This window comes from Haloferula sargassicola, assembly GCF_040362925.1.
In the GTDB taxonomy this organism is placed as follows: Bacteria; Verrucomicrobiota; Verrucomicrobiia; order Verrucomicrobiales; family Akkermansiaceae; genus Haloferula; species Haloferula sargassicola.
This window is the reverse complement of sequence record NZ_BAABRI010000023.1, coordinates 55,990-75,453: the sequence shown is the minus strand read 5'-3', so window position 1 is coordinate 75,453 and position 19,464 is coordinate 55,990. Positions and strand designations below refer to the sequence as shown.

Annotated in this window: 15 protein-coding genes, 1 rRNA gene and 1 pseudogene; 8 read left to right on the top strand and 9 right to left on the bottom strand. The window is 64.3% G+C overall.

Features of this window, described 5'->3' with window-relative positions; genetic code table 11:
* The first annotated feature begins 211 nt into the window (after positions 1-211).
* Positions 212-327 (top strand): 5S ribosomal RNA (rrf, locus tag ABXH26_RS17590).
* A 155-nt stretch (positions 328-482) separates the two neighbouring features.
* Here the strand turns inward: rrf and tnpC are convergent.
* From tnpC to tnpA, 4 genes and pseudogenes are all read right to left on the bottom strand, one after another.
* Positions 483-1,445, bottom strand: a complete 963-nt coding sequence (tnpC, locus tag ABXH26_RS17585) for an IS66 family transposase (RefSeq protein ID WP_353568411.1) — start codon at positions 1,443-1,445, stop codon at positions 483-485.
* A 361-nt stretch (positions 1,446-1,806) separates the two neighbouring features.
* Positions 1,807-2,043 (bottom strand): annotated as a pseudogene (locus tag ABXH26_RS17580) (IS66 family transposase); the annotation flags it as partial.
* A gap of 41 nt (positions 2,044-2,084) precedes the next feature.
* Positions 2,085-2,444 carry an IS66 family insertion sequence element accessory protein TnpB gene (tnpB, locus tag ABXH26_RS17575; RefSeq protein ID WP_353568409.1) on the bottom strand — a complete coding sequence of 120 codons (360 nt, stop codon included), beginning with the start codon at positions 2,442-2,444 and terminating at the stop codon, positions 2,085-2,087.
* Positions 2,441-2,728: an IS66 family insertion sequence element accessory protein TnpA gene (gene tnpA, locus ABXH26_RS17570; RefSeq protein ID WP_353568408.1), complete on the bottom strand. Its 288-nt coding sequence runs from the start codon at positions 2,726-2,728 to the stop codon at positions 2,441-2,443. Before tnpA ends, tnpB begins: the two co-directional genes overlap by 4 nt.
* A 201-nt stretch (positions 2,729-2,929) precedes the next feature.
* Here tnpA and ABXH26_RS17565 point away from each other — a divergent pair, with 201 nt between their 5' ends.
* The 4 genes from ABXH26_RS17565 (at position 2,930) to ABXH26_RS17550 (ending at position 9,384) form a co-directional block, all read left to right on the top strand.
* Positions 2,930-4,831, top strand: coding sequence for a DUF1549 domain-containing protein (locus ABXH26_RS17565; protein ID WP_353568407.1), 1,902 nt, complete (start codon positions 2,930-2,932; stop codon positions 4,829-4,831).
* 4 nt (positions 4,832-4,835) lie between these two features.
* Positions 4,836-6,125 carry a DUF1501 domain-containing protein gene (locus tag ABXH26_RS17560; protein ID WP_353568406.1) on the top strand — a complete coding sequence of 430 codons (1,290 nt, stop codon included), beginning with the start codon at positions 4,836-4,838 and terminating at the stop codon, positions 6,123-6,125.
* 62 nt (positions 6,126-6,187) lie between these two features.
* Positions 6,188-8,740: a histidine kinase gene (locus ABXH26_RS17555; protein WP_353568405.1), complete on the top strand. Its 2,553-nt coding sequence runs from the start codon at positions 6,188-6,190 to the stop codon at positions 8,738-8,740.
* The gene (locus ABXH26_RS17550) at positions 8,737-9,384 is read left to right on the top strand and encodes a response regulator (RefSeq protein ID WP_353568404.1); all 648 of its coding nucleotides are present in this window, start codon (positions 8,737-8,739) and stop codon (positions 9,382-9,384) included. The genes ABXH26_RS17555 and ABXH26_RS17550 overlap by 4 nt, the downstream gene beginning before the upstream one ends.
* A gap of 83 nt (positions 9,385-9,467) precedes the next feature.
* Here ABXH26_RS17550 and ABXH26_RS17545 read toward each other — a convergent pair whose 3' ends face one another.
* Both ABXH26_RS17545 and araA read right to left on the bottom strand, forming a co-directional pair.
* Complete coding sequence (locus tag ABXH26_RS17545; protein ID WP_353568403.1) at positions 9,468-10,232, bottom strand: PEP-CTERM sorting domain-containing protein; 765 nt, start codon at positions 10,230-10,232, stop codon at positions 9,468-9,470.
* A gap of 261 nt (positions 10,233-10,493) precedes the next feature.
* A complete protein-coding gene (gene araA, locus ABXH26_RS17540; protein ID WP_353568402.1) occupies positions 10,494-11,996 on the bottom strand; it encodes an L-arabinose isomerase in 1,503 nt (500 codons plus the stop codon).
* A gap of 224 nt (positions 11,997-12,220) precedes the next feature.
* Here araA and ABXH26_RS17535 point away from each other — a divergent pair, with 224 nt between their 5' ends.
* On the top strand, positions 12,221-13,246 hold the full coding sequence (locus ABXH26_RS17535) for a glycoside hydrolase family 43 protein (RefSeq protein ID WP_353568401.1): 1,026 nt from the start codon (positions 12,221-12,223) through the stop codon (positions 13,244-13,246).
* On the opposite strand, the gene ABXH26_RS17530 is transcribed toward ABXH26_RS17535, so the two are convergent.
* From ABXH26_RS17530 to ald, 3 genes are all read right to left on the bottom strand, one after another.
* Complete coding sequence (locus ABXH26_RS17530) at positions 13,232-14,122, bottom strand: EamA family transporter (RefSeq protein ID WP_353568400.1); 891 nt, start codon at positions 14,120-14,122, stop codon at positions 13,232-13,234. The two genes, ABXH26_RS17535 and ABXH26_RS17530, sit on opposite strands and share 15 nt — an antisense overlap.
* Positions 14,123-14,164: 42 nt before the next feature.
* Positions 14,165-17,242: an alpha-mannosidase gene (locus tag ABXH26_RS17525; RefSeq protein WP_353568399.1), complete on the bottom strand. Its 3,078-nt coding sequence runs from the start codon at positions 17,240-17,242 to the stop codon at positions 14,165-14,167.
* 141 nt (positions 17,243-17,383) lie between these two features.
* The gene (ald, locus tag ABXH26_RS17520; protein ID WP_353568398.1) at positions 17,384-18,508 is read right to left on the bottom strand and encodes an alanine dehydrogenase; all 1,125 of its coding nucleotides are present in this window, start codon (positions 18,506-18,508) and stop codon (positions 17,384-17,386) included.
* A gap of 194 nt (positions 18,509-18,702) precedes the next feature.
* Between ald and ABXH26_RS17515 the strand changes: the two genes are divergently transcribed.
* Together ABXH26_RS17515 and ABXH26_RS17510 are read left to right on the top strand one after the other, a co-directional pair.
* The gene (locus ABXH26_RS17515; RefSeq protein WP_353568397.1) at positions 18,703-18,879 is read left to right on the top strand and encodes a hypothetical protein; all 177 of its coding nucleotides are present in this window, start codon (positions 18,703-18,705) and stop codon (positions 18,877-18,879) included.
* Positions 18,880-19,006: 127 nt separating this feature from the next.
* Complete coding sequence (locus ABXH26_RS17510) at positions 19,007-19,435, top strand: hypothetical protein (protein WP_353568396.1); 429 nt, start codon at positions 19,007-19,009, stop codon at positions 19,433-19,435.
* Positions 19,436-19,464: the final 29 nt, after the last annotated feature.

Genomic DNA, 19,464 nt, shown 5'->3' with positions numbered 1-19,464 from the left:
TCCAAGGAACCGAAGCAAAGAGCATCCGTTTTCAATTGAAACGTGAAGCGTGGGTTTCGGCAGGTAAAAGTAAGGAAAGGCAGCGATATTCTCCGTGTGGATGTCAGGGAGCGGGTCAACCGCCCCCAGGCACCCAGCAAACAAAGTCCATGGCACTCAGAAGCCGCGCCTTGAAGGGTGGCGGCAACGCCCCAGGCAACAAGGCTTGGCTTCTGGTGGTCATGGCGCGGTGGAACCACCCGGTCCCATTCCGAACCCGGAAGTGAAACGCCGCAGCGCCGATGGTAGTGAGACGATAGGTCTTGTGAGAGTAGGACGCCGCCAGGTCTATGCCCGGCATCTTCAGCAATGAAGATGCCGGGCTCTTTTTTTACCCGCAAGGAGCTGAGAACGGAGACATTCACCGCCGGGCCGCGAAGGGATGGTAGTAAGCACCCGACCGAGTGCCGTGCGTTCTTAATGGACGGCGGGGTGCCGGCGGTTCAGGCGGCAGTGGCCGTGCGGTCCGGTTTGGCCAGGGGGTGCTTGGCGCGGTGGGCGGCAGCCCAGGCGGAGGGAAGTAGGGCGTCGAGGTCGGCCGGGCGCATCGACGGCAGCCGTTCGATCACGTCTTTCAGGTAAGCCTGTGGGTCGATGCCGTGGTTGCGGGCGCTGATAAGCAGGGTGTAGAGGATCGCTGAACGGCGGCCAGCTTCGGGATGGCCGATGAACAGCCAGTTCTTCTTGCTGACGGCGCTCGGACGGATGTCGTTCTCGGTGTCGTTGTTGTCGATCTCGATGCGCCCATCCTCGAGGTAGGTCTCCATGGCGGACCATTGGCCGAGGGCGTAGTTGAGCGCCTGGCCCAGGGTGCTCTTGGGCAGGATGGCGGTGGCGCGGAGATGTCTGAAGGCTTTGCCGAGGAGCCGGATGAGGGGGCGGGAGAGGTTTTGCCGGACCCGCGCGCGGACTTCCGGGGGCGCGCGGTGCTCGCGGAGCATGGCCTCGGTCCGGTAGAGGCGGCCGATGATCTTGAGGATCCAGCGGACGAGGGCGGGCCGTTCCTTCAGGGCCTTTTCGAACTTGCGCCGGATGTGGGCGAGGCAGGCGGCGCGGCGGACGTCCTTGCCGCGCCGGCGCTGGAGTTCGCAGTATCTTTCGTAGGCTTCGTAGCCGTCGCTCTGGAGGATGCCTTCGAAGTCGGCTCCGAGCCAGTCGGCGAGGTGGTGGTGTTCGCGGCTGGTCTGCCAGTCGAAGATGACGTCGCCGTCGAGGCCGCGGTAGACCCAGAAGTAGCCGCGGGCGCTGCCGCCGGGGATGATCCGGTCGAGGTAGCGGATGTAGGTTTCGTCGGAGCGCACGACGCCACCCTCGATCATGCGCTCTTTGATGCGGGCGACGAGGATGGCGAGCTGGTCGGCGACTTTGTCGGCGGCGTCGCTCATGGTGCTTTCGCTGAGGTCGATGCCGTGGCGCTGGAGGTTGAGGACGTGCTGCCGGGTAGTAGGGCAGATGATAGAGGTATTTGTTGGCGAGGATTTCGGAAAGGAGGCCGGGGCCCCAGAAGCCGCCTTCGATGATGGAGGGGGCGGCGGGCTCGATCACCGGTGGGGACAGCGGGTTGTCGATCGGCACGAACTTGAGCCGCTTGGTGTGGAGCAGGTAGTAGTAGCCGGGCTCTTTCTCGAGCTGCCAGCTTTCCTCGAAGCCGGCGGGCCGCCAGGCGGAGGGATCGGCGGCGAGGAAAGCGGGGACGATTTCCTTGGTACGGACGGGGAGGTTTTCCGGCAGGCGCTCCTTGCGGATGGGCGGGCGGCGCTTCGGTGCGTCGCTGGCGGGCGGGGCCGCCTTGTTTTCATCCTCCGGTGCGGCCGCGTCGCCGGAGGAGTCCGCTTTTCCCGGCTCGCCGGGACCGAAGAGGTCGGGGTGGTCGAGCTTCTCGCTCTTGCGACCGAAGAGCTGGCGCTTGAGCCAGTCGAGCTGCTGGGTCAGGACCAGCACCTGCTGTTCGAGTTCCTTGTTCCGCGCCTCCAGCTCTTCCTTGGTCACGACGCGCGGAGTCATGCACGTCCGCACGCCGCGATGGAAGCCGTAACTTGATCGAACTACGGTTTTTCTGGTAGTTCGTACCAGGCACGCTGCATGCCGTCCTTGAGATCGATACCGCTGAGGAGCATCTCGAGGGCCTCGGGCTTCAGCGAGATGGCCGGTCGGTCCTCCGAAAGGGCGCGGGGGCGGCAAAACCGACCGCGTTCGAGGCGTTTCATCAAGATCCACAGACCGCTTCCGTCCCAGTAGAGCATTTTCACACGGTCGGCGCTGCGGTTGAAGAACACGAAGAGTTTGCGGGAAAGCGGGTCCTCGCGGAGTTCGTCGCGGACGACGACGCTGAGGGTGTCGAAGCTTTTCCTCAGGTCGCAGGGCCGGGTGGCCACGCGGACCTTGACGCTGTGGGTGAGGATCATGGCCGCGGCGCGGGATCGTGGCGGACGCGCAGGACGATGCCGTCGCCGAGTTCGAGTTCGATGAGCATCGCGGGGGCGGCGCGGACCGGACGGCCGAGATCGAGTTCGATGAACTCCGGTCGCTGCGGAAAGGCCTCGTCGCCCGGCGCGGCGCGGCGCCAGTTCAGGAAGGTCTGGTAGCAGAGGCCGTGCTCGCGGCAGAAGGCGGCGGCTGTGGTTCCGCAGGCCTGGAACTCGGCGAGCAGGCGGGCCTTCTCTTCATCGGTGTAACGTCGTCGTGACATCCGACGAGCTTCACACGGCCGGGCGGTGCGCCGAGGAGATTCAGATGGCGGTCGATCGGGTGCTTACGAAGGGATTGGTGTGGGTAACGTCGTCCTACTGAGGGAGGCGGGGAGGACATCATCCGGTCTTTGGATCGCGAAATGTTGAGAAACCGGCAAGTTTGACCCAGTGAGCGACGTTGGGTAGCTTTGCTGAAATCCATGAAATCCTTTCAACCGCTCATCGTTGCCTTTTCCGTTGCTTGGGCGACTTGGCTGTCCGCTGCCCCGGAAAAGGGTCGTTCCGAGTCAGCTCGGGCAGCCGCCTTGAAAATCGATGGCTTTGTGGCGGGTTGGTATCGTGAGGAAAAACTCGAGGTTCCCGAGATCACGGACGACGCCACCTTTCTCCGGCGTGCTTACCTGGTGACGGTGGGACGGATTCCAACGGTGGAGGAGGCGAGGTTTTTCCTCGAACTTCAGGACCCCGGCAAGCGTTCCGAATTGGTGGACTACTTGCTCGATTCGCCCGGCTATGGAAGCCACATGAGCAACTGGGCGTTCGATCTTCTCCGGGTGACGGATGACAAGCCGGGATTTCCCGGGAATTTCGACGCCTACCGGGCTTGGGTCCGTGAGGCGGTGGATGCCAACATGCATTGGGATGAGCTGACGACCCGGTTGGTCGCGAGTTCGGGGAATCCATGGAGTGAGAGCGGGGCAGCGGTGGGCTACTATTTGCGCGACCGCGGCATGCCTCTCGACAACCTTGCGAACACGACCCGGATTTTCCTCGGCTCGCGGATGGAATGCGCCCAGTGCCATGACGATCCGTTCGGAGTCACGGAAAGGCTCGATTTCTACCAGCTCGCCGCCTTCACCAACGGACAGCAGGAAGTCAGCAGAGCTCCCATGAAGAAACTGTGGGATGAGGTGACGGAAGACGAGCAGCGTAATTCGTTCGAGCGCTCGGTCGCGCAGGTGATTTGGGACGATGTTTATGGAATGAGTTTCAAGGGAGGAGGCAAAGGAAGAATCCGGCTACCCGACGATTATCAATACCGAGGTGCGGAACCTGGCGAGATGGTCGGCGCCCGGACTCCCTTCGGAAAAACCGTGCGGCTTTCGGAGAGGGATGATGCGGACGATGGAAGAGAGAAGCTCGCCGAGTGGATCACTTCGAGAACAGGAGATCAATTTGCGTCCGTCATCGCCAACCGGATGTGGAAGCACGTGATGGGACGTGGGATCTACGAGCCGATCGATGAATACCAGCCTGCGGAGAAGACGCATCTTCCGGGCTTGATGAGGTATCTCACCCGACTGATGATCGATCTCGACTACGATCTCAAGGAGTTCCAACGGGTCATCCTCAACACCAAGACCTTCCAGTTTGTTCCGAATCCCGAACCGCCGAAGGTGGCGGGGGGAGACGATTTCCACGGCCGTCAGTTGGAACGGATGTCCGCCGAGCAAATCTGGGATTCTTTGATTACCCTTGTGGGCGGTAACCCGGACGGGAAAGCGCATCGCGGAGTCGATCGGCGGATCAGGATCGGCGGGAAGCCGGTTTCGCTCGGAGGCAAAGATCTTGAGCAACTTTACGACGAGGTGGTTCAGCTCGATAGCGAGTCGGAGTTCCGCAGCTACTTTGCGTCGATGGTGGCGGAGGCTCGAAAGGAGCATGACGGAGAAGGAGGCGGAGGGGCAATGATGATGAATGAGAGCCCCAAACGGTATGGAGGGAATGAGCAGGTCCGGGCATCCGAGCTTCCGAGTCCGGCTCCGCGTGACCACCTTTTGTATCTTTTCGGACAATCGGATCGTGAGGTCGTGGAGGGGGCGAGCCGTGAGCCGAACGTGGGCCAGGTGCTCTCGTTGATGAACGGGTTCGTCCAGCAGCAGCTGGTCCAGAACCGTGGGGCCCACATTTACGAAGGGCTTGAGGGAACCCGGGATCCCAGGGAAAGGATCCGGCGCCTTTACATCGCGATCCTCAACCGCCCTCCTGGTGAGGACGAGATGAGCTGGATGATGGATGAGGTGAAGCTTTCCGGTGATGAAGCATGGCCGAATATGGTTTCAGCATTGGTGATGTCCTCGGAATTCCTCTTTGTACAGTAGAGCCATGAACGAATTTGAACATCAAAACGAGACCACCCGCCGCAGCTTCATGGCCACGGCGGCAAGAACCTTGCTGGGGGTGCAATTGCTGCCGCTTGTCGGCGGGGAGTCCGCGGCCGCCGCGCCGATTTCCGGAGCCCGCGCGAAAAGTGTGATTTACCTGTTCATGTCCGGAGGCATGAGCCACGTGGATACCTTCGATCCCAAGCCCAGGAAGAAGGACGTGATGGGGCCCCTGGAGACCCTCCCTTCGAAGGCCGACGATATTTTCGTGGGCCAGCATCTGCGCAGGACCGCCGACGTGATGGACAAGGTCTGCGTGGTGAACTCCATGACCTCCCGGCAAGGTGCGCACGAGCAGGGTTCCTACATCATGCACACCAGTTATGCCATGCGAGGAACGGTCAAACATCCCTCGCTCGGAGCATGGGCGTTGAAGCTGGGCGGCCGGCTCAATCCGGAGATCCCGGGATATGTGGCGATCGACTCATCGCCCGAGACGACGGGAGGTGGCTTTTTCGGGGCCAAGTTTTCCGCTGCTCCGATCGGGAGTCCGAGCGAGGGGCTGAAGGATAGCCATCGACCGGGGTCGGTGGAGAAGGATGCCTTCGACCGCCGGCTCGCTCTGGCGGACCGGCTGAACCGGCAATTCCATCAACGTTATCAGAATGCCGATGTGGAGGCGTATCAGGAACTCTACAAGGAGGCCGTCAGGTTGATGAACAGCGAGGACCTCAAGGCCTTCAACCTTAACGATGAGCCTGAAAGCGCGCGGAAGCTCTACGGGGGAGGGCGTTTTGCCCAGGGATGCATGCTGGCGCGGCGCCTGGTCGAGCATGGCGTGCGGTTCGTGGAGGTGCAGTTGGGGGGCTGGGATACTCATTATGATAACTTCGCCGGGATCGAGGGGCGCTGCCAGGAGTTCGATCAGGCTTATCCGGCGCTGTTGCAGGATCTTGCGGACCGGGGCCTGCTGGAAAGCACGCTGGTCGTCGTCGCGACCGAATTCGGACGCACTCCCGAGATCAAGGCCGAGCACAACAACGGACGGGACCACCATCCCTCGGCCTTCACCTGCCTGCTGGCGGGCGGTGGCGTGAAGGGTGGCTTCCGTTACGGATCGACCGATGCGAAGGGTGAGAAGGTGAAGGAAAACCCGGTGGAGGTTCAGGATTTCAATGCAACGATCGCGCACGCCCTCGGAGTGCCGCACGACAAGGTGGTGATGTCTCCGAGCCGCCGGCCATTCCGCTTTGCCGATCAAGGGAAGCCGGTTCTGGAGGTTTTCGCCTGAGAAAGAGAGGGGGTTCCAAAAGGAGATTGGCAGGTCCCGCGATGGCAGGCTGAGTGGGACGGATGACTCCACTGGGCAAAGCTTGGGCATGGGGGCGGCTCGTGATGGGCGGGCTGCTGCCGATGGTCACGGCGACGAGGCTTTTCGCCGAAACGGGGGCCATCCGGCCGTATGAGACCGACGACTCGACGCTCCATCTTTGGCATCTCGACGAAGCAGGTCCGCCTTTCCGCGACGAAGGCAGGCGACCTTTTGCCCTGCGGGGTCTCTTGAACCGAGCGGAAGCCGGGGAGCCCTCGCTAGCTGGCATGGGGGAAAGCGTGACCTTTCATCGGAATGCCGGCGGTGCCCGCGGAACCAGAGAGTTCAAAGGGGGGATCCTGCTGGCGATGCCGCGGTTGGCGGCGGGAAGCGAGGACCGTGTGCCGGACGACTTCGGGGTCATGGGCGACGACGGTGCCTTCACTTACGAAGCCCTGGTGAAGTTCGACCTGCTGCCCGCCGAGTCGGGAACCGTGGCCCTCGGCGTGATCACCATGGATGGTGAGCAGGAGGAGCGCTGCTTCAATTTCCGGGTCGAAAAGGGAGGCTTCCTCGCGTTCATCCCGCTGGCCAGCCGCGGTGGTGCCTTGGCCGCGATCCCGGCCTCGGGGCCGCATGCGATCGAGCGCGGTCCGTGGTTTCACGTGGCGGTCACCTATGATGGAAACGAGGGGGCACCGAACAACCTGACCTTGTATTGGACCCGTCTGGATTCGGGGGAAACGGAAGCCCACCTGATCGGGCGCGGGAGCATGGAGAACGACCTGCCGGCGCGGACCGGGGATTTCGCGATCGGCAACGAGGCCAGGTCGGAGTTCGGGATCGGTGAGGCGGAGCCCTTCGATGGCTGGATCGACGAGGTGAGGATCAGTTCCGTGGCGCGCTCGCCGAACGATTTCCTGCTCACACCTCCGGAAAAAAGGGGGGCTCGGGAGGTCCCGGGCGGGTCATCCGGCGCGGACGGGCAGCCACAGATCCGGTTGACGGGCCTGCGGATGGATGGCGAACCGTGGAATGCCGGGGAGCCCGGCGTGGTGCTTCCTCCCGGGCCACACCGCCTTGATTTCGATTTCGAGGTGAGGCAGAGCGGCCAGAGGGCCTTGGAGGTGCTCACGCGGATGAAGGGGGGAGACGAGAGGTGGCGGGACAATTCGCCCGGCATGGTCATGGTCTGCGAGGTGCTGGACCGGGAGGAGTCCGTCTTGTCGGTCGTCCAGTTCCCGCTCAGCGGGGCCAGCCGGGGCTGGAGAACCACCTTGGAAGATTCCCAGTTGGTGCTTCGGAACGAGCCGCTTCAGGTTCCCGATGGCGGGACGGCTCTTCGTCTCACCTTATCCTCCGGGGCCGACGATACGACCGGGGTGGTCGTCTGCGATGACCTGCGGGTGCTTTACCGGAGGCCCGATGGGAGGGCCGAGGAGCTTTGGGGAAACTCCGGGTTCAGCGAGGGGGAGCGGCTTGATGAGCCCGACGGCGTGCCGAAAGGATGGAGCCGCTCGGGCTCGGCACCGACCATCGGCCGGCTCGTGACCATGGGGGACAACCCGTCGCTGGCATTGATCGACGGCGATCAGGCCGCCAGCGGGGCATGGTCGCGAACCGAACCGCTGCCGGATTTTCCGGTGGGAGGCGTGACCCTGCTGCTCCAATGGCGGGAAGTCTACAATGTGATCGGCGGAAACATCCGCAGGGTGACCTTCCCCCGGGTGCCGGCGGGCGAATACGCCTTCGAGGTGGCGGCAAGTACGGTGGATGACGTACCGCTGACCGATCACTTCCTGTTCCCGGTGCGGATCCGCACGCCGTTCTGGAGCAGGCCGTGGTTCTGGGCGCTGGTGGTGGCGCTGGTGGCCACGTCGATCGCGGTGGGTGTCATCGGAGACCTGAGGCGCCGGGCCGAGCGACGGTTGGCGGCTTTGGAGATCAAGAACGCCCTGGCGTCGGACCGGGCGCGGATCGCCCGCGACATGCACGACGACCTCGGCACGCGAATCACCCTGATGACCATGAATGCAGCCTTGGCCCAGCGGGCTCAGCAGAACGATCCTCCGCAGGTCGTCCGCCACCTCGGCAACCTGTCGCGGTCGGCTCGCGAGTTGGTCGAGTCGATGGAAAGCCTCGTGTGGTCGGTCGATCCCGCCAACGACAGCCTCGATCAGTTCGCCGAGCGGGTGACGCGGATGGTGGAGGAGGTTTTCCAGGACAGCGGGGTGAGGGCCACGGTCGATGTGCCTCTGGTACTCCCCGACTGGCCGCTGAAGGCCGCGGCCCGGCACCACCTCGTCTTTGCCGTGAAGGAGGCCTTGCATAATGTGCTGAGACATGCCGGACCCTGTGATGCCACGCTTTCCCTGAAGCTCTCCGGCAGCCACCTCATGGTGGAAATCGAGGACCGGGGTGTGGGCTTCGATCCTTCCGTGGACGGGCGCGGCAACGGTCTTGGCAACCTGAAACACCGGCTGGAAAGGATCGGCGGCACGTGCATCATTGAAAGCGGGCACGGGCGAGGCACCAAGGTATCCATGGGTTGTCCCCTGGCAGAACTCCTGAGAAACCCGGACGACGCGAAATGACCGAACATGCGAGAAAAGTGGCCGTGGTGGAGGATGACTCCGAGCTGCGCCGGACCTTGGTCGAGATGCTTGGAACCATCCCGGGCTGGGACGTGGTGGGCAGCTACCCGAATGCTGAGGCCGCGATGGCCGCGATGGCCGCGCTGCAGGATGCCGGACCCGACCTGGTGCTGATGGACATCCAGCTTCCCGGCATCTCGGGCATCGAATGCACGGCGGAGCTGAAGAAGGCGATGCCGGAGCTCCGCATCCTGATGCTCACGGTTTACGATCACACCCAGCGGGTCTTTGACGCGCTGGCGGCCGGTGCCTGTGGCTATCTTCTCAAGCGCGATGTGCCGACCCGCCTGGCCGGGGCCTTGGAGGAGGCCTGGGAAGGCGCGTGCCCGATCTCGAGTTCGGTCGCGCGCAAGGTGTTCCAGCATTTCGTGAAACCAAGTCCCACCGCGCGCGGCGCGGAGTTCGACCTGACCCCGCGCGAGCAGGAAACGCTGGACCTTCTGGCCAAGGGGAAGCTCTACAAGGAGATCGCGGACGAGCTGGACATCGGCGTGGAAACCGTGCGTTACCACCTCCAGAACATCTACCGCAAGCTTCAGGTCCGGACCCGCACCGAGGCGGTGGTGAAGTACTTCGGGCAATAGGGGAGCTGGATTTCGCAGGACCGCGAAAAAGCCGGCATCCCGAACGGAATGCCGGCCTTGGGCGGGGGCTTCGGTCCGTGAATCTACCGGCGGCGGCGAGCCAAGCCGAGAAGACCGAGGCCGCTGAAAAGCAAGGCGACCGAGGGCTCGGGAACCGTCACGTTCCCGCTCAGCCCCATGATGGCGGTGCTGAGGCGGTCATCGCCCACGCTGTCCATGGCGAAATCGATGGAAGTGACTTCGAGGTCCTCGTAGGCCTCCGGGATATCCAGCTCATACTGGAAAAGGGCGGGAGGCGGAAGGGCCGCGCCGGAGCCATTGGTGAAGTAGCCGAGAGCCCCCCCGCTGATCGAGGCATAGACGGGGCCGCCGCCGATGGCGATGTCCGTGGAACTGTACCAATCGCCCGAGGTGAAGGCCAGTGGCACGGAGCTGCCGCCGGCGAAGTGGATCGTCGCGGTGCCGGTCCCGGTGCCATTGGCCGAGGCAGAAAGCACGAAGATCGAGGTATAGGCGGCGGGGCTGGTGATGACCAGCGAGCCGGAGGTTCCGTTCATCAGCTGGAGCGCATTGTTTTCCGTAAAGCTGCCCAGCAGCTCGAACGACACGGTCGGATCGGCGGCACTGCTGAACGACTCGAGCAGCCCCGGGTCTCCTCCGAAGCCGATCCCCTTGGCGAGGAAGGTGCTGCCGTTGGGAATGTCGAAGGATGAGGTCACGAACTGGGAGGGGTCTCCCCCCACATCGTAGCCTTCGACGATGATGTCCTGATTCGCACCGGTAGCGGCGATCGGGGTGGCCGCGTGAAGCAGCGGCGCGCTGGAAAGGACGGCTGTGAGCGCCGCCAAGCTTGGGTTGATAGATGAGGCCATCCCATCGCGGCAGCAAGGCTCGTGCCCTCATCGAGTCGGGCCCCTGTTTTTCAACCAAACAGGGTGAGACTACGAAGTTTCACAGCTGTCAGAGCGTCTTTTGTTAGATAAAATGCGCCGGCGAAGCCGTGGAAGACTGATCCCGGCAGCCGGGAGAGGGCGCGGTCGGCACCAAGAAGCCGGGACCCGCGAGGGATGCCCGGCTCAGGGAAGCAGGACGAATCCTGCGGAAGCGGATCACGAGGAGGCGATCTGGAGACCGTAGGCCACGTCGTTCCACTCGAGCTCCTGGCGGAACTGGCGGACCTTGGTGTCCTTGTCGATCACGACGAGCTCGATGCCGGCGATGTTGGCGAAGTCCTCGAGCATCTCGGTGGTGACCGCCTGGCTGTAGCCGGTGTGGTGGGCGCCGCCGGCATAGATCCAGCAGGCGCAGCCGTCCTCGAAGTTCGGCTGCGGCTTCCACAGCGCCTGGGCCACGGGGAGCTTCGGCATTTCCGGGCCGGTGGTGCCTTCGACCTCATTGACGATCATCCGGAAACGGTTGCCCATGTCGATGATCGACGCGTTGAGGCCGGGAGCAGCCGGGGTGTTGAAGACGAGGCGGGCGGGGTCGGCCTTGCCGCCGATGCCGAGCGGGTGGACCTGCAGCGAGGCTTTTCCCCCGGCGATGGTCGGACAGATCTCCAGCATGTGCGAGCCGAGCACCTTCGGATCGGCGGGGTCCAGGTGATAGGTATAGTCCTCCATGAAAGAGGTGCCGCCCTCGAGACCAACGGCCATCACCTTCATCGCGCGGACCAGCGCGGCGGTCTTCCAGTCGCCCTCGCCGGCGAAGCCGTAGCCTTGGGCCATGAGACGCTGCGGCGCGAGGCCGGGTAGCTGGACCAGGCCATGGAGGTCCTCGAAGGTGGTGGTGAAACCCTTGAAGCCGCCTTCCTCGAGGAACATCTGGAGGCCGAGCTCGATGCGGGCCGCCTCGCGGATCGAATCGTGGCGCTCGCCGCCCTTCTTGAGGTCGTCGGCGATGTCGTAGGTGGACTCGTATTCGTCGATCAGCGCGTCGAGGTCGACGTCGCCCACGGCGTTGATCTTTTCGACCAGCTCGCCGACGCCGTAGCCGTTGACGGAAAAGCCGAACTTCATCTGGGCGGTAACCTTGTCGCCCTCGGTCACGGCGACCTCACGCATGTTGTCGCCGAAGCGGCAGAACTTGGCGCCCTGCCAGTCGTGCCAGGCGGCGGCGGCGCGGGTGAAGGCGCCGAGCTTCCGCTGCACGGATGGCGTCTGCCAGAAGCCGACCACGACCTTCCGCTTGCGGCGGATGCGCGACATGATGAAGCCGTGCTCGCGGTCGCCGTGGGCGGCCTGGTTGAGGTTCATGAAATCCATGTCGATCGACGCCCACGGGATGTCGCGGTTGTACTGCGTGTGGAGGTGGCAGATCGGCTTGGAAAGAAGGCCGAGCCCGTTGATCCACATCTTCGAGGGCGAGAACGTGTGGCACCAGGTAATGAGGCCGATGCAGTTCTCCGCGTGGTTCGCCTCCCGGCAGAGGGCGGTGATTTCATCGGGCGTCTTCATGACGTCCTTGAACACCACCTTCACCGGAATCGAGGAGCAGGCATCGAGGCCGGCGGCGATTTCCCGGGAGTGTTCAGCGACCTGCTCGAGGGTTTCCGGTCCGTAGAGGTGCTGGCTGCCGGTGACGAACCAGACTTCGAGTTGCGTGGGTTCCATGGTGGATCTGGGTTGGATGGTTGGCCGCTCAGGAAACGATTCATGTCGCTGGCGTGCAAGCGAGGATTGAGCAATTCAGGTAAAATTCTTCCATTCGGTGGGTCACCGGCGCGGGAAAGCCGGACAAGGGAGCGGGATGTCGCGTTTTTCCGATGGAAGGACGGTGGCAGGACAGTAGGGTGGGCGACCCAATGAATGCCCGTGATTTTCTCCTTTCCGCCCTCTTGGCTCCGCTGACGCTTTCCGTTTCCGCTGCGGAGAAGACCACCCTGGAATACACCAATCCGGTGTGGGACGGCTATCTGGCCGACCCGTATGCGTTCAAATCGGGCGACGCCTGGTATGCGATCGGCACGGGGGAGACGGAGGACGGGAAGCAGTTTCCGATCTTGAAGTCGGAGAACTTCACCGACTGGAAGCTGGTCGGCGGGGCTCTGGAGAAGATCGAGGGTATCGACGAATACTGGGCCCCGGAGATCGCGGAGAAGGACGGAAAGTTCTACCTCTACTGGGCTGGCAACCGGAAGATGCGGGTGGCCGTGGCCGACTCCCCGACAGGGCCCTTCAAGGACGCGGGCAAGCTGATGTTTCCCGACCTGGAGTTCTCGATCGACGGTCACGCCTTCAAGGATCCGCAAAGCGGCCAGTGGTATTTCTTTTTCGCCAAGGACTTCTTCGACCTGCGGCCGGGCACGGCACTCGGGGTGGTGAAGCTGGGCGATGACATGATGACGCCGGAGGGCGAGCAGCACACGGTGATGCGGGCCTTCGCCGACTGGCAGATCTATGAGCGCAACCGCGACCTTTACGGCAAGAAGTGGGACGCGTGGCACACGGTGGAGGGCCCGGCGGTGGTGTTTCGGGATGGGCAGTACTATCTCTTTTACTCGGGAGGAAACTGGCAGACGCCGGGGTATGGCGTGGGCTGTGCGATGTCGTCGAGCGTGATCGGGCCCTACGTTGACAAGCTGAGCAGGGACGAGGCGGCGGTGATCCACACGATCCCCGGCGAACTGATCGGTCCCGGCCACAACTCGGTGGTCCTCGGGCCGGATGGCGAGACCTACTTCAATGTCTATCACTCGTGGAACAAGGAGCAGACGAAGCGGCAGATGTGCATGGACCCGCTGGTATGGGTGAAAAACGGAGCCCGCACCTATCAGCCCGGCCGCGGGAAGAAGAAGATCGAGCTGCCGCTGGATCCGGATCGGGACAACCAGGGATCCGGGGCGCTTCTACGCCAAAAGTAGTACTCCGCCGATGATCCCGGCGACGCAAAGCGACTTGGCGGCGAGGTGCCGCTCGCGAAAAAGGAAGATGCCGAGCAGGAAGGACACGATCACCGAGCTGCGGCGAACCGGGGAAATCAGCGAAATCAGCGCCTCCGGCTGGCTGATGGCGATGAAGTAGAGCAGGTCCGCGGCGAGCAGCGTGAAGCCGATCACGGGTATCGCCCAGTGCCAGTGAAAGGGTTTCCGCGAGCGGTCTCGATGCCAGACGACCAGGGCGGGGACGAGCAGGATCGCGAGATCGATGGTGAACCAGGCCTGCACGGCGGTGGCGGGAATGGTGGCGGACTGGAGGAGGAACTTGTCGTAAAGCGCGGACAGGGCTCCGAGGACGGTGGCCCCGATCATCAGGAAGACCCCCTTGTCGCGATGGAAATGGATGCCTTCCTTCTTGCCCACGAAGGTGAAGGCGAAGAAAGCGGCGAGAATGACCGCCAGCCCGAGCCACTGGCGGCCGCTGGGCATTTCCCGGAAAAGGAAGACGGCCAGGGCGATGGTCCACAGCGGACCGGTCGCGCGGATGGGCGTGGCGATGGAGAGCGGGAGCGCCTTCAGCCCGTGGTAGCCGCAGACCCACGAGCTGCCGACGATCGCGGCTTTTCCGAAAAGCATCAGGTGCTCGATCGGCGTGAGATGGACGACATCGAGCGAAGGATGCGGCAGGCTGCCCGGCGCGATGAGTGCCCACACGACGAAGGGCAGCCACACCAGCGACGAGGCGGCGACGCTGCCGAACAGGACGGGAGTGACGTCGTTGTTCCGCAGCGCGGCTTTCTTGAAGAAGTCGTAGAACCCGAGGAAAATCGCGGAGGCGACGGTGAGCAGCAGCCAGGACACGCCGCGGAGTTAGCGCGGGTCAGGCGGATGGAAAGGCATTTGTCAGATCGACCGGAAAGTGCGGATGTCGAAGGCGCGGAGATCGAGGGTGTCAGGTGATGGGCCGGCATCGAGCGGGCGCTCGAGCAGGTCGGTTTCCTGAAACGTGAGCCCGAGTGAGTTGTCGAGAGTCGCGCGGGTGCTGCGGCCGGCGGCTTCGAGCCAGCGGGCGACGACGCCGTTTCCATCCTCGGCGCGCTTGAAGGCTTCGAGGGTGAGGCCGGGGCGGCTGGCGGTCAGCCACGAGCCCTCCGTTTCCCCGGACATCGTGCCGCGACGAAGGAGGAGCGGGGTGTTCAGCGACAGCGCTTCTTCGAGCACGCCACCGGTGAACGGCGTGCCGGGGTGCGGGAAAAGGCTGAAGGTCCGCCGGTGGACGCCGAGGTCGGCCACCGGGTCGGGCGCGCTGCCGGACTTGAGCAGGGTGAGCCGCAGCAGGCCGCCGAGCACGTCGCAGCCGAAGCTGCCGTTGTTGAGGAGGGCGACGCCGTGGTCGGACTCGGAAAGGTCGATCCAGCGGTGGATCGACATCTCGAACTTGGCGGCATCCCACGAGGTGTTGCGATGGGTCGGTCGGCGGACGTGGCCGGACTGGATCTCGCAGGTGGCGTGGTCGGTGCGGATGGCCAGCGGGAAGGCGACCTTGAGCACGCGGTCGCGCTCGCGCCAATCGACCTCCGTGTCGAAGTCGAGCCGCGCACTGCCGGCGCGAAGCGTGACGAGCTGGGTGACCGAGGAGTCTCCGAAGGTCCGGCGGAAACTCAGCACCACCCGCAGCGGGCCTTCTTCGACGACTTCGCCGCTGCCATCGCTGCCGACGACTTCGTAGTCGTCCATGGCCGAGGCCTCGATGTCCCACGCGCTCCAGCGGTTCGGGTAATCGCGCAGCAGGTGGAACTCATTGGCCGGACCGTCGAGCGTCTCGACGCCGGTGGCGAGGTCGCGCAGGGAAGTGACGAGGCCGCTGTCGAACAAGGTCGCGGAGACCCACTGGTTCTCGAGCTGCCAGCCGGAGTCGGTCCTGGTGAGGGAAACGGGCCGGATGCCTTCGGGCAGGGTTTCCGAAACCCCGGAAGTACGATAACCGCAGGACTTCGCAGTGGCCCAGACGGGCGCGCCTTCGAACTCGACCACCTCCGCGCGGTCGTGGGCGAGGGTGTTGAACACGGTGACTTCCTCGGAGGTTTGTAGTAGTTTCGCCAAGCCGGCTTCGCGCACGGTTTCGGCGATCGTTTCGATGACCTCGTAGTCGCGGCGGCTGTCTTCGTAGACGCGGTGGATGGACGAGCCGGGGAGAATGTCGTGGAACTGGTTCAGGAGGACCAGCTTCCATGCCCGGTCGAGCGTCTCGGCGGTGGGCGAGCCGTCCTTTTCCGAAGGATGGCCCGGCAGGTCCCACGGCGCGCGCTCGGGGCAGAGACCGGCGTCGATCAGTTCGCCGGGGGCGAGCAGCGAGCAGAGGGCGTCGAAGAACTCGGCCTCGCGCAGCAGCAGCTCGCAGCGGCGGTTCATGAGCTTGTTGTGCGCCTGGCTGGTGTAGGTGCCGCGGTGCAGTTCGAGGTAAAGCTCGCCGCGCCACACGGGCGGCTCGTCGATGTCGGCCTCGGCGGCCTCGAAGAAGCTGTCGACCGTGCCGAACTCGACCTTCGGCAAGCCCTCGAAGTCGGCGAAGCGGCGGATGCGCTCGATCATCTCGACTGTCGGTCCGCCGCCGCCGTCGCCGTAGCCGTAGGGCATCAGCGAGCGCGAGGCGCGGTCCTTCTGGGCAAATTGCCGCTCGGCCTTGGCGAGCTCACGCGCTTCGACCCGGGCGTTGTAGGTATCGACCGGCGGGAAGTGGCTGAAGATGCGGGTGCCGTCGATGCCTTCCCACTCGAAGGTGTGGTGGGGGAAACGGTTGGTGTCGTTCCAGGAGATCTTCTGCGTGAGGAAACGATCGACGCCCGCCTTTCGCAGGATCTGCGGCAGGGCGGCGGAGTAGCCGAAGACGTCGGGCAGCCAGAGCTCGCGGCTATCGACGCCGAACTCCTGGTGGTAGAATTTTTTCCCGTGGAGCAGCTGCCGGACGAGCGACTCGCCGGAAGGGACGTTGCAATCGGGCTCGACCCACATGGCGCCCATGGCCTCCCACTGGCCGCGCTGGATGGCGCTGCGGATGCCCTCGTAGATCGAGGGGTAGAGGTGCTTCATCCAGAGGTATTGCACCGGCTGCGAGCAGCTGAACTTGTAGTCCGGATGATCCTCCATGTAGGCCAGCGCGGTGGAAAAAGTGCGGGCGCACTTGCGGATCGTTTCGCGCAGTGGCCAGCACCAGGCGGTATCGATGTGGGCGTGGCCGGTGGCGGTGATGGTGTGGGTGGTGGTGCCGTTCTTCGCCGCCAGCAGCGGAGCGAGTTTTTCGCGGGCGGCCGGGATCCACTCGCGGCCGTGCCGCTCCATCAGCCGGCAGGCCTCATCGAGCCCGCGGCGGAGCCGGGCGCGGCGGGTGCCGGACTCGGGCAGCTCGAACATCGCCTCGCGGCAAACGCGGAAGTCCATCAGCAGGGCGAAAGCCTCCTCGTCGTAGACGGCGAGCTGGGCCTGGTTGACGCGGTAGAGCCGCGCCTCGGGGTCGCGCTGGCGGCCATCGTGCCAATGCCATTCCTCCTTCGGGTTGGCGGAGGCTTCGACGTGGAAATCGACCGCCTCGCCGCCCTCGGCCTGCTTGAAAAGCGGCACCGAAATCCGCCGGCGGCTCAGCGCGATGACGGGCCGGCCGTCTTTCCAGACCTGGGCCTCGCGGCCGAAACCCTCCTCGTCCTCGAAGCCGAGATCGATCAGGGCGACGACATGTTTTCCCTGCCAATCCTCCGGCACGGTGGCGGTGAAACGGAACCAGGCGGTGCCCCATTCCTTGCCCCAGGGCGTGCCCTCGGGGGCCGGGGAAAACGTCTCGGCCACGGCCTCGTCGTGACCGACCGGCTCACCGGGAGCCTCCCACATTTCGATCTCCAGCGGCGACTTGGCCGGGTGAAGGAGGGGCAGGATGAAACGTTCTTCCGCGAGCTGGATGCGGGTCTCGATCTTGAGTTGGGTTTCCATGAGGCGAAGCGCAGTGATAAGGAGAAGGAGCGCCGGAAGGCGGGCGGGTGGCCCGCCTACGTTGTCGAACCGAGAATATTGCGCAACCCCGGCGGTGGGGCCTGACATGATTTTCAGTCATGAGGGAAGGCCCGACCGGCCTCAGGCGGCGGGGAAATGGACGGCCTGCAAGCCGTGCGCTTCCGCCACCGCCGGGCAGGTCACTTTCCCCTGGTGGACGTTGACGCCCCCGGCCAGGGCCGGGATTTTCGCGATCGCGCCGAACAGGCCGCTGCCCGCGAGCTCGGTGACGTACTTCGAGGTGATGTTCGTCAGCGCCTGGGTGGCGGTGCGGGCGTAGGCGGCGGGCATGTTGGCCACGCAGTAGTGCAGCACGTCCTCCTCGAGGTAGGTCGGACTCTCGTGGGTGGTCGGGCGCGTGGTCTCGCAGCAGCCTCCCTGGTCGACGGCGATGTCGACCACCACGGTGCCGGGCTGCATTTCCCGCAACATCGAGCGGGTGATCAGCTTCGGTGCCTTGGCTCCGGGGACCAGCACGGCGCCGATCAGCAAATCGACGCGCGGCAGGATTTCCATGAGGTTCGCCTCGTTCGAGTAGAGCGTGTGCGTCGAGCCCATGGTCACATCGAGGAAACGCATGCGCTCGAGGTCGACTTCGAGGATGGTGACATCGGCCCCCATGCCCATGGCCACGCGGGCGGCATTCACGCCCGCGGCGCCGCCGCCGATCACGCACACGCGACCGGGCAGCACGCCGGGCACGCCGCCGAGCAGGGTGCCGCGGCCGCCGTTCTGGGTGCCGAGGTGGTAGGCGCCGACCAGCGCCGACATGCGGCCGGCGATCTCGCTCATCGGCTCGAGCAGGGGCAGGCGGCGGTTCACCTCGATGGTCTCGTAGGCGATGCAGGTGGCGCCGCAGTCCATCAGGCCGCGGGTCAGCCCGGCATCGGCGGCGAGGTGGAGGTAGGTGAAAAGGATGTGCTTCGGCCCGAGGAGCGGAATCTCCGAAGCCTGCGGCTCCTTGACCTTCACGATCAGTTCCGCCTGCTCAAAGACGCCTTCATGGCTGTCCACCATGGTGGCCCCGGCCCGCTCGTACATCACGTCCGGGTAGCCGGCTCCGGCGCCGGCTCCTTTTTCCACGAACACGCGGTGGCCATCGCGCACCAACTCGGCGGCGGTGGAGGGAATCAGGGCGACGCGTTTTTCCTGCGGTTTGATCTCGCGCGGAACGCCAACGGACGAGGGTGTGGGTGTCGATTTCATGAGTTGTCTGAAAACAAAAACGAGCCGGTGGGCCCGGCTCGAAGCGGGCAGCAGAAGCAGGGTTCCTGCCATCATACGCAGCCAAGCGAGGGATTGCATGAGCAGGATCACAAAAAACGCCGGAAAATCATGCCGCCCGTTTGCGCATTTGCGGGTCGCGTCTATCAGTGAGCGAACCTGCATCCCCAGAGATCATGAAAACGAAAAAACTGACCCTGATGTTGGCCGCCGGCCTGTTCGCCCTTGGTGCCGTTTCCTGCGACAACAAGGAAACCGTACTCGATGCCGACACGCCTGCCGGCGACATGAAGGTGGAGAAGGACAAGGACACCGGTGCGATCGACGTCGAAGTGGACGGCGACAACCCATAAGTCCGTCCGCTTAGCCATTCCACCCGGACAACCCCGTTTTCCCGATATCCGGGAAGCGTCGGTTGTCCGGGTTTCTTATTATAAACTGCGGGGCGGACGTCGGAACGCATGGGGCTACCCTGCCATCATGAAGCATCGAATTCCCCCCATCGTGCTCGCCTGCCTGACCTTGGTCTTCGCCCTGCCCGCCGCGGCGCAGCGGGCGAGCTGGTCGAGCCTCGCCCAAATCGATGACGAACTGATCCTCCGCGAGGGGGAAACCGCGTTCGTGGTCAGTGTTTCCAAGCCGATTTATCTTTCGATCGAGCCCAAGGACCGGATCTGCCGCGGCATCCGGCTGCGACCGCAGCGTCACGCCACCTTGGTGGAGCGGCCCGGCACGACTTATTACGAGCGGAATGAAATCGTGGAAGTGGGCTGGCACCAGCCCTTCCCGATCGCCGGGCCGTGCAAGATCCGGCTGGGCACGCCCGCGCTGGTGACCATGCAGGTGGTTTCCCCGCCGAAACCGGAGCCACCTCAGCCGGCCCCGGGTTTCATCCGTCGGTTCCGCTAAGGGCGTGAGTCGGCGAAGCACCCGGACCC